Below are 7,552 nucleotides of genomic sequence, written 5' to 3'. Positions count from 1 at the left end.
TCAGCTCCTGGTAGCCCGCGATCTCCACCGACGACCACGACTGCTCCAGCCCCGGATTGTTCCGCTCCGCCAGACGCAACGCCTGCTCCAGCGTCACCTGCCGCGCCGCCTCCTGCCCCCGCAACCCCGACGCCAACGCCAGAATCGGAGCCAGCCCCATCACCACCCTCATGCAGGTTCGCATCGTCAGCCTCTTGGTATGTCGCTCCATTGCGTCCCGTATCCCGTTCTACTCTGGTTAGACTCCGCTCCCGACCGTTCGAATCCGCGCGCCCCGGGGCGGATTCAACCGCAGCTTCAACCGCAGCAGGCGCGCGTGGGCGGGAACTCGCTCGTCGTTCGTTTCTGGAGAGGTCAGCCGGATCCGTCCCCGTCTTCCTCGGAGCGCCGCCGGCCTTCCTGTTCTTCCAGAAGAGCCCGATATCGCTCGACCTGCTCGGGCGTGAGGATGGCCTCGATACGCGCTCGCGCCGAGTCCACGACGGCGTCCCATTCGGGACGCACCTGGTCGAAGACGTCGGACATCCGCTCACGCGTCTCGACCAGGATCGGGTCGATCTGCTCCTGCTGTTCCGGCGTGATGCCCAGGTCATCCGCGAAGCGCTCGATGGTGGTGCGCCGCTCCCGGCGATCGTCCCTGTCCCTGTCGGAACCGTAGTGAACCGTGTAGCGCTCGGCGGCCAGCCCCACGGCGAGGCCGGCTACGAACATGAGCGCGAGAAGGAACGCGGCGCGGCCGCGGCTGGCCCGAATCATGGGGCCTCCGGCTCGTAGAGCACGTTCATCACGGCGTCCAGATCAGGAACGGTATCACGGCCGAAGGTCTGCGGAACCGGCTCACCGGGGTGTACGAGCTCCTCAAGTGCCGGCGCCGTGGCCACGGTTTCAGAAAACTCGGCATTTCCGGCATGCCGAAGGGCCAGGCCGGCGAAGATGAGCGTCACGGCGGCGGCGATGGGGCTCAGGATGGCGGCCCAGTCCGACACCGCATCGATCCAGGAGTCCCTCCGCGACGCCAGAATGGGGCGGGCTTCGTCCAGAATCGCCCGCCGCATCCTTGCCTTCGTGAGATCATCCGGGACCAGGGCCCGAATCCAGGCCGGCCACGTATTCTTGTTCATTCCCTTACTCCGTTGACTCCCTCTCCCGCCCGGCCGACTCTCCGTCCGAGCCGATCAGCCGGCGCAGGGAGCGCCTCGCGTGGTGCACGTGAGCCCTGGACGTGCCGACCGCGATGCCCAAGACATCGGCGATCTCCTGATGGCTGTATCCCTCCAGGTCGTACAACGTGACCGCGAGACGCTGCATTTCGGGCAGCTCTGCCAGGGCGACCAGCACCTTCTCTCGCGTCAACTCCTGCTGGAGGTCTTTCTCCGGGTCGCGGCCGCCCGCCGCGGACACCGGGATCTCGTCATGGCTCCTGAGCGACTCGCGTCGCCTGAGGTTCAGGCACGTGGATCTCAACACCCGGTAGAACCACGGTCCGAACGGACTTCCCGGCTTCAACTGGTCGATCCGCTCGAGAGCCCGTATGAAGGCGCTCTGAACCGCGTCTTCCGCGTCGTGCGCGTTCCGCAGCACGGACAGCGCCGTCGCGTACGCCGACGCCAGGTATCGATCGACCAGCGTGCCGAACGCGGTCTCGTCCCCGTTCTGCACGGCGCGCACGAGAACCTGCTCTTCCGCCAGGTCGGCCGGCGATCTCATGCCGCCTCTCCGTCCGGGCCTCGCGCGGCAACTTCGGCCACGCCCGGAGCCCTGGGTCGTCGTGCTCGCACCACTCTAAACACGCCTCTCTCGTTCGGCGTTGCACATGGGACAGGCCGGATGCTAGGAACTCCCCCGGGACCTCGGCAAGCGCCCGCGAAGGGTCGTCGCGGACTCGGGCAGGGCGACGGGAGGCCGGCGGTCCTCCTGCCGCGGACCGTCGCGTTTTCCTTGCTCGCCGCGAAGACCACCCGCATCTTCCCCCGGCGGCTGTGGCTGCCGTCGATGTCTGACCCCCTGGGAAAGTGAAGAGAATGTGACGGACGCACAGGAAGGCCGCCCGTTGGATCTCGCTGCGCGCACCCTGGTCGAGGAGAGGGTGAGGGCCCTGAGGCGCCGCGTGAAGCGGGACCTGGATCCCGACGATCTGGTTCTCCGGCCCACCTCCCCCGCCGCCCGACGACACCTGTTCGAGGAAGCGACCGAGCTCTATTGGAACGAGCTGAACTGGGAGCAGCTCACGCACGAGGAGCTCGTGGGTGAGGGAGAGCTCACGGAGATGGTGTTTCCGGGGTTGCTCGCCCTCGTGGATGCGTGGCTTCCGAGGGCGGACAACGGCGAGCCGGACCGGGACCGCGAGCACCGGGATGTGGCACACGACTTTCTTCTGTGGCTGGCCGGTCGGCTGGTCGAGTTGCGGGTGCAGCGGCCGGAGGACGAGACGGATCGGGACACGCGCAAGCGCGAGATCCAGGTGACGGATGAGCTGATCGACCTGGTGACGTACCGGTTGTATTGCATCTCGGAAGGGGAAATCGAGACACTGAGCTGATGACGGGCCGGCACTCGACCCCGCGTGCCCGCGGGCCCCGCCGTCCGTGAGCGGACGGGGATCGTCGGAGGTGGCCGCCCGTAGCCAACCCGGGAAGGGAATACCGTGAGAACGATCGTGTGCGTAAAGCGGGTTCCGGATTCGGAGACGCGAATCCGGATCGGCGCCGGGGGGACTTCCATCGACCCCTCGGGCGTCAAGTATGTCCTCAACCCGTACGACGAGTTCGCCCTCGAGGAGGCCCTCAAGCTGAAGGAAGCGTCGGGAGAGGGAAGTGTCACCGCGATCGCCGCCGGTCCCGAGGACGCGAGGGAGACCTTGAGGTCCGCGCTGGCCATGGGGGCCGACGAAGGCGTCCTGCTCAAGGCGGAGGGCCCGATGGACGGATTGTCCACCGCCCGTGTCCTGGCCGAGGAGATCCGTGGCCGCGAGTTCGATCTCGTTCTTTGCGGAAAGCAGGCCATCGACGACGACAACATGCAGGTGCCGGCGATGCTGGCGGAAATCCTCGGCCTTCCGTGTGCCACGGTGGTCGTCGGGCTGGAGGTGAAGGACGGCGTCGCGCGGGCGCACCGCGAGATCGAGGGGGGGCACGAGATCGTGGAGTTCGCCCTTCCCGGTGTCGTCGCGGCTCAGAAGGGGTTGAACGAGCCTCGATATCCGAGCCTGAAGGGCATCATGGCAGCGAAGCGAAAGCCGCTCGAGGAGAAGGACGTGTCTTCGGGCGAGCCCGGAATCGAGTTGATCGAGCTCACCCCGCCGCCGCCGCGACCCGAGCCCCAGATCGTGGGAGAAGGCGCGGAGGCGGTCCCGGAGCTGGTGCGAAGGCTGAGAGAGGAAGCGAAGGTGCTCTGATGGGCGATATTCTGGCGTACGCGGAGACGCGCGACGGCGAGCTCCGCCCGGTGGCCGGCGAGGTGGTCTCGGCGGCGAGGGACCTGGCCGATTCCCTCGGGGGGCAGGTAGTCGTGCTCGTCCCGGGCGGACCGGGCACCGCCGAGGCTTCGGCGGCGCTGGCCCGGCATGGCGCCGACCGGATCCTGACCTGTGAGGCGGAATCGCTGGGCCTCTACCGTCCCGACGAGATGGTGGCCCTGGTCGCTTCGATCTGCGAGGACCTCGAGCCGGACGCGGTGTTGTTCCCCGCGACCGCGCAGGGCAAGGACCTGTCCGCCCGGGTGGCGGCACGGCTGGGAGTGGGCCTGGCCGCGGAGGTGACGGAGGTCTCGGCGGCGGACGGAGAGCTGACCATCACGCGGCCGGTATACGGTGGCAAGGCGTACGCCCGCCTGCGGTTCCGGACGTCTCCGGCCCTCATGAGCCTGCGTCCGAACGTATTTCCGGCGGAGATCCGTCCCCGGGAGGCGTCGGTGGAGAGCGTGGCGCTTCCGGAGGTCGAACCGCGCACCCGGGTGGTCGGCTTCGAGGCCTCCGAGAGGGTGGCGCTGGACGTCCGGGAGGCTCCCGTGGTCGTGTCGGGCGGTCGCGGCTTGCAGGACCCGTCCAACTGGCAGCTGCTGGAGGACCTGGTCGAGGCGCTGGGGGACGGAGCGACGCTTGGAGCGAGCCGAGCCGTCGTCGACGCGGGCTGGAGGCCTCACTCCGAACAGGTCGGCCAGACGGGCAAGGTGGTCTCTCCGACCCTGTATTTCGCCGTCGGGATCAGCGGGGCGATCCAGCATCTCGCCGGCATGCGCACGGCCGGTGTCATCGTGGCCGTCAACAAGGACCCGGAGGCGCCAATCTTCGGCGTGGCGAACTACGGAGTGGTCGGTGACCTCTTCGAGGTGCTGCCGAGACTGACGGAAGAGATCCGGGCGACCCGGTCGTCGGGCGCCTAGGCGCCGGCCATGGACTCCGACGCAGCGGTGTCGAGCGACGGGCTGAGGCTTCCCTCCCACGCCTTTCTGATCGCCACCTTCGCCCCGGTGCTGGCCGCCGTGGCGCGGGTAGCGCTGCACGGCTTCCTCGGGCCCTGGGCGCTACTCGTATGGCTGGTCGGCCTGGCCCCGGTCTTCCTTCTCGCTCGCTACCTGGGCTGGAAGGGCGCGCTGCTGGGTCTGGCCTGGACATCGGCGATGGTCGTGTTCGCGGAGCTGTTCGCGGCACTGCTCGATGGTCAGTCACCGGAGTGGAATCTCGTGGGTGCGGTCGTGGCGGTCGTCGCCTCGGTCGCGCTCGGGGCGGGTCTGGAACGTCAATGGTGGGATCAGCGTCCCGCCGGGCCCCCGGCGGCCCGTGTGCCCGAGCCCTGTGTCGACGATCTGCCGACCGGTCCCGTGCTCGACTACTACTTCGACAAGCTCTTCGAGGCGGCCCGGCGGAAGCCTCCCCTGACGATCGTTCTCTTCCAGGTGGATCGCTACGACGAATTCGTTTCGATGTACGGTGAGACGAAGGCGTGCCGGGCCCTCGAGGTGGCGGTGGAAGCGCTCAAGGCGCAGGTCCGGGCCAGCAACATGTACGGCCGGCTGGACGAGAGACGGCTGATCGTGTTTCTGAACGGCGAGTCCCTGAGCACCGGTCACGGCTTCGCCCTGCGGGTGCTGGAAGAGGTCGTGAGCCTCCCGGCGCCGTGGTCCGGACGGGTCACCCTGAGCGCGGGTGTGGCAGGTTTCGAGACGCCGATGCCGGGCCGGGAGGCGCTTCTCGCCCGCGCGCGACAGGCGCTCGACACCGCCCGGCGGATGGGTGGGGAGCGGGTGGTGGTCGCCTCCGGATCGACCGGGGAGATGCTGGTGACGCCCGGGATGACCGTCGTGTCGCCCGAAGGCAAGGTGAGGGAGATCCGCGGAGGCGTCTGAACGGGGGGCGGCTCCCGTCGAGTCTTACGGTGGCGACGGGTCCGCGTCCGCCTCGAGCCGCGTCCGCACGCACGACACGAAGCGGCGAAGCAGGAGCTCCGCAGCGCCGGCCAGCAGCCGGCCGAGGATCGGGCCGTTCAGGCGGCCGTCGAGCCGGACCTGCAGGTCGACTTCGATGCGTGTGGAAGCGTCGCCGGCGGCCTCGAGCCGGCTCCGCATGCGCAGGTCCGCACCGCCGTCCCCTTTCGACTCCCGCGCCCTCGCCGCCATCAGCACCGAGTGCGCCGCCTCATCCTTCTCCTCGAACCTCCCCTCGCCGCGGAGCGTCGTCCCGACCGGACCGACGCGGAGATCCACTTCCCCGAGCAGCCGCCCGTCCTCGACGTCGAGCAGGTGCGCCCCCGGCATACAACCGGCGATACAATGCGGATCGGTGAGGAAACCCCACACTTCCGGGACCGGCCGTTTCACTTCGTACGAGTGATTCAGACGTATCGACATGGGCCTCCCGGTGGCGCGAAGATCTCGGATCGCGGGCCAACGTGGGCCGGACCGCGTGAAACCGTCAAGCCTCCCGTGCCCCCTGCGGCGTCGAGCGCATAGATTGCCCGGCATGAGCATCCGCGAGGTGTACGGCTCGGTCCGCGCCTGGAGCCGACGAGGCGAGGCTTGGGCGGAGGCGATCCTGGTGGCGGTCCGGCGATCCGCCCCGCGCCCCCCCGGGGCCCGATACGTGGTGGGGCGTGACGGTGCGTTCGCCGGAAACCTCTCCGCCGGGTGCGTCGAGGCGGACCTGCACGAGCGCATGGTGACGTTGCTGGGTGGCGGCGATCCCGCCGCCGCGCGCCGGGTTTCGTACGGAATCAGCGACGATGAAGCGGCCGGAGTCGGCCTGTCCTGCGGGGGTGAGATCGACGTGCTTCTGCGCTGCCACGAGGCCGCGGGGCCGGTGTGGGGCGCCCTCCTCGAACGGCTCGGCGAAGACGGCCGGGAGCCGTGGGCGGGAGCGCTGATTACCGACCTCTCCGACGAGTCCCTGGGGGCGCAGCTCCTGGTGGACGGGACGGGAACGGTCGCCCGCGACGACGGCGCACCCGGGTGGCCCGACTCCGCCGACCGGGCGCTCCTCTTCGCCCGGGAGGGCGCCGAGTCCATGGAGCTCGCCGGCCTCGGTCCGGTCTTCGTGGACCGCATTCTTCCGGCGCGAAGATTGGTCATCGTCGGCGCTTCGGTGATCGGGGCGGCCCTGGCCCGGCTGGCTCCCTCGGTCGGGTATCGGGTCGCGGTGGTCGACCCGCGGCAGGGGCTGGTCCACGCCGCGGGACTCGAAGGAGCGGATGTCCGGGTCGATTGGCCCTCCGAGGCGCTGGCCGACCTTTCGCTCGACGAATGGACCGATGTCGCGGTGCTGGCGCATGACGAACGTCTGGATGTCCCGGCGTTGCGCTCGGCGCTGGAAGCCGGGTGCCGCTACGTCGGTCTGCTCGGTGGTCGCCGCACGCAGAGGCTCCGGCGTGAGGCCCTCCGCGCCGCCGGCGTACCCGAGTCGGACGTCGAACGAATCCGCGGGCCGATCGGGCTCGATCTGGGTGCCGTGACTCCCGAGGAGATCGCCGTGTCCGTGCTCGCCGAACTGCTCGCAGTGAGACGTCTAGGAGCGACGGACGCGTGAGCGGAGATTTCGCCGGAGGCCCGCACCCGGGCCCGACCGGGACTCCGACCTATGCAGGCCTCATCCTGGCCGCCGGGCGTTCGACCCGAATGGAGGGCGAGTCGAAGCTGCGGGCGCGGTTCGGCGATGATTCCGTCCTCGGACGCGTCACGAACATTGCCCGATCCGCCGGCCTGGAACCCATCCTCGTGGCCACGTCGGGACCGGGTACCGGCATCAGGGCGCTGCTGGCCGGCCGGGGGGTGTGCTTCGTTCCGGTTCCGGGCGAGCAGGGACGACTCGCGTCGGCGATGGCGGGACTCGCGAGCGTCCGACGCCTGACGGTCCCCGGGGTCGCCATCCTTCTGGGTGACGAGCCGGGACTCCGACCGGACGACGTTCGGCAGGTGGTGACGGTGGTTCGGGAGAGTGACGCGCTGGCCGGCCGTGCGCGCTACCGGGACCGTCCGGGGCACCCGGTGGTGCTGAAGTCCGGAGCGCTCGTGTCCATACGGAACCTCGCCCGCGACGCCGCTCCGCAGGCGAGCCTGTGGAACC

The 7,552-nt window shown here is 69.5% G+C and carries 11 protein-coding genes; 6 read left to right on the top strand and 5 right to left on the bottom strand.

From position 1 onward, the window contains the following. The 4 genes from AC36XV_RS00115 to AC36XV_RS00100 form a co-directional block, all read right to left on the bottom strand. Positions 1-211 (bottom strand): hypothetical protein (locus AC36XV_RS00115; RefSeq protein WP_492201648.1); only part of this gene is annotated, 211 nt, incomplete at its 3' end. A gap of 143 nt (positions 212-354) precedes the next feature. Beyond that, positions 355-756, bottom strand: coding sequence for a hypothetical protein (locus AC36XV_RS00110; protein WP_492201647.1), 402 nt, complete (start codon positions 754-756; stop codon positions 355-357). Beyond that, positions 753-1,121 carry a hypothetical protein gene (locus tag AC36XV_RS00105; protein WP_492201646.1) on the bottom strand — a complete coding sequence of 123 codons (369 nt, stop codon included), beginning with the start codon at positions 1,119-1,121 and terminating at the stop codon, positions 753-755. Before AC36XV_RS00105 ends, AC36XV_RS00110 begins: the two co-directional genes overlap by 4 nt. Positions 1,122-1,125: 4 nt before the next feature. Further along, a complete protein-coding gene (locus AC36XV_RS00100; protein ID WP_492201645.1) occupies positions 1,126-1,707 on the bottom strand; it encodes an RNA polymerase sigma factor in 582 nt (193 codons plus the stop codon). 343 nt (positions 1,708-2,050) lie between these two features. Here AC36XV_RS00100 and AC36XV_RS00095 point away from each other — a divergent pair, with 343 nt between their 5' ends. The 4 genes from AC36XV_RS00095 (at position 2,051) to AC36XV_RS00080 (ending at position 5,343) form a co-directional block, all read left to right on the top strand. Further along, a complete protein-coding gene (locus AC36XV_RS00095) occupies positions 2,051-2,539 on the top strand; it encodes a hypothetical protein (RefSeq protein WP_492201644.1) in 489 nt (162 codons plus the stop codon). Positions 2,540-2,644: 105 nt separating this feature from the next. Then, positions 2,645-3,394 carry an electron transfer flavoprotein subunit beta/FixA family protein gene (locus tag AC36XV_RS00090; RefSeq protein WP_492201643.1) on the top strand — a complete coding sequence of 250 codons (750 nt, stop codon included), beginning with the start codon at positions 2,645-2,647 and terminating at the stop codon, positions 3,392-3,394. Continuing rightward, on the top strand, positions 3,394-4,380 hold the full coding sequence (locus AC36XV_RS00085; RefSeq protein WP_492201642.1) for an electron transfer flavoprotein subunit alpha/FixB family protein: 987 nt from the start codon (positions 3,394-3,396) through the stop codon (positions 4,378-4,380). Before AC36XV_RS00090 ends, AC36XV_RS00085 begins: the two co-directional genes overlap by 1 nt. A 9-nt stretch (positions 4,381-4,389) precedes the next feature. After that, positions 4,390-5,343 (top strand): GGDEF domain-containing protein, encoded by a 954-nt coding sequence (locus tag AC36XV_RS00080; RefSeq protein WP_492201641.1) that lies wholly within the window; start codon positions 4,390-4,392, stop codon positions 5,341-5,343. Positions 5,344-5,367: 24 nt separating this feature from the next. On the opposite strand, the gene AC36XV_RS00075 is transcribed toward AC36XV_RS00080, so the two are convergent. Next, the gene (locus AC36XV_RS00075) at positions 5,368-5,844 is read right to left on the bottom strand and encodes an SRPBCC domain-containing protein (RefSeq protein ID WP_492201640.1); all 477 of its coding nucleotides are present in this window, start codon (positions 5,842-5,844) and stop codon (positions 5,368-5,370) included. A gap of 112 nt (positions 5,845-5,956) precedes the next feature. Here AC36XV_RS00075 and AC36XV_RS00070 point away from each other — a divergent pair, with 112 nt between their 5' ends. Then, complete coding sequence (locus tag AC36XV_RS00070; protein WP_492201639.1) at positions 5,957-7,015, top strand: XdhC family protein; 1,059 nt, start codon at positions 5,957-5,959, stop codon at positions 7,013-7,015. After that, positions 7,012-7,552: nucleotidyltransferase family protein (locus AC36XV_RS00065; RefSeq protein ID WP_492201638.1), on the top strand; the 541-nt coding region annotated here is incomplete at its 3' end. The genes AC36XV_RS00070 and AC36XV_RS00065, both read left to right, overlap by 4 nt.

It is taken from the genome of Candidatus Benthicola sp., from assembly GCF_058719085.1.
This window is presented reverse-complemented; position numbering and strand designations above follow the sequence as displayed.

Excerpts from the sequence above, each read along its gene's own strand:
- AC36XV_RS00105 (WP_492201646.1), bottom strand. The coding sequence starts at position 1,121 with ATGAACAAGAATACGTGGCCGGCCTGGATTCGGGCCCTGGTCCCGGAT.
- AC36XV_RS00075 (WP_492201640.1), bottom strand. The coding sequence starts at position 5,844 with ATGTCGATACGTCTGAATCACTCGTACGAAGTGAAACGGCCGGTCCCG.
- AC36XV_RS00110 (WP_492201647.1), bottom strand. The coding sequence starts at position 756 with ATGATTCGGGCCAGCCGCGGCCGCGCCGCGTTCCTTCTCGCGCTCATG.
- AC36XV_RS00100 (WP_492201645.1), bottom strand. The coding sequence starts at position 1,707 with ATGAGATCGCCGGCCGACCTGGCGGAAGAGCAGGTTCTCGTGCGCGCC.
- AC36XV_RS00080 (WP_492201641.1), top strand. The coding sequence starts at position 4,390 with ATGGACTCCGACGCAGCGGTGTCGAGCGACGGGCTGAGGCTTCCCTCC.
- AC36XV_RS00070 (WP_492201639.1), top strand. The coding sequence starts at position 5,957 with ATGAGCATCCGCGAGGTGTACGGCTCGGTCCGCGCCTGGAGCCGACGA.
- AC36XV_RS00085 (WP_492201642.1), top strand. The coding sequence starts at position 3,394 with ATGGGCGATATTCTGGCGTACGCGGAGACGCGCGACGGCGAGCTCCGC.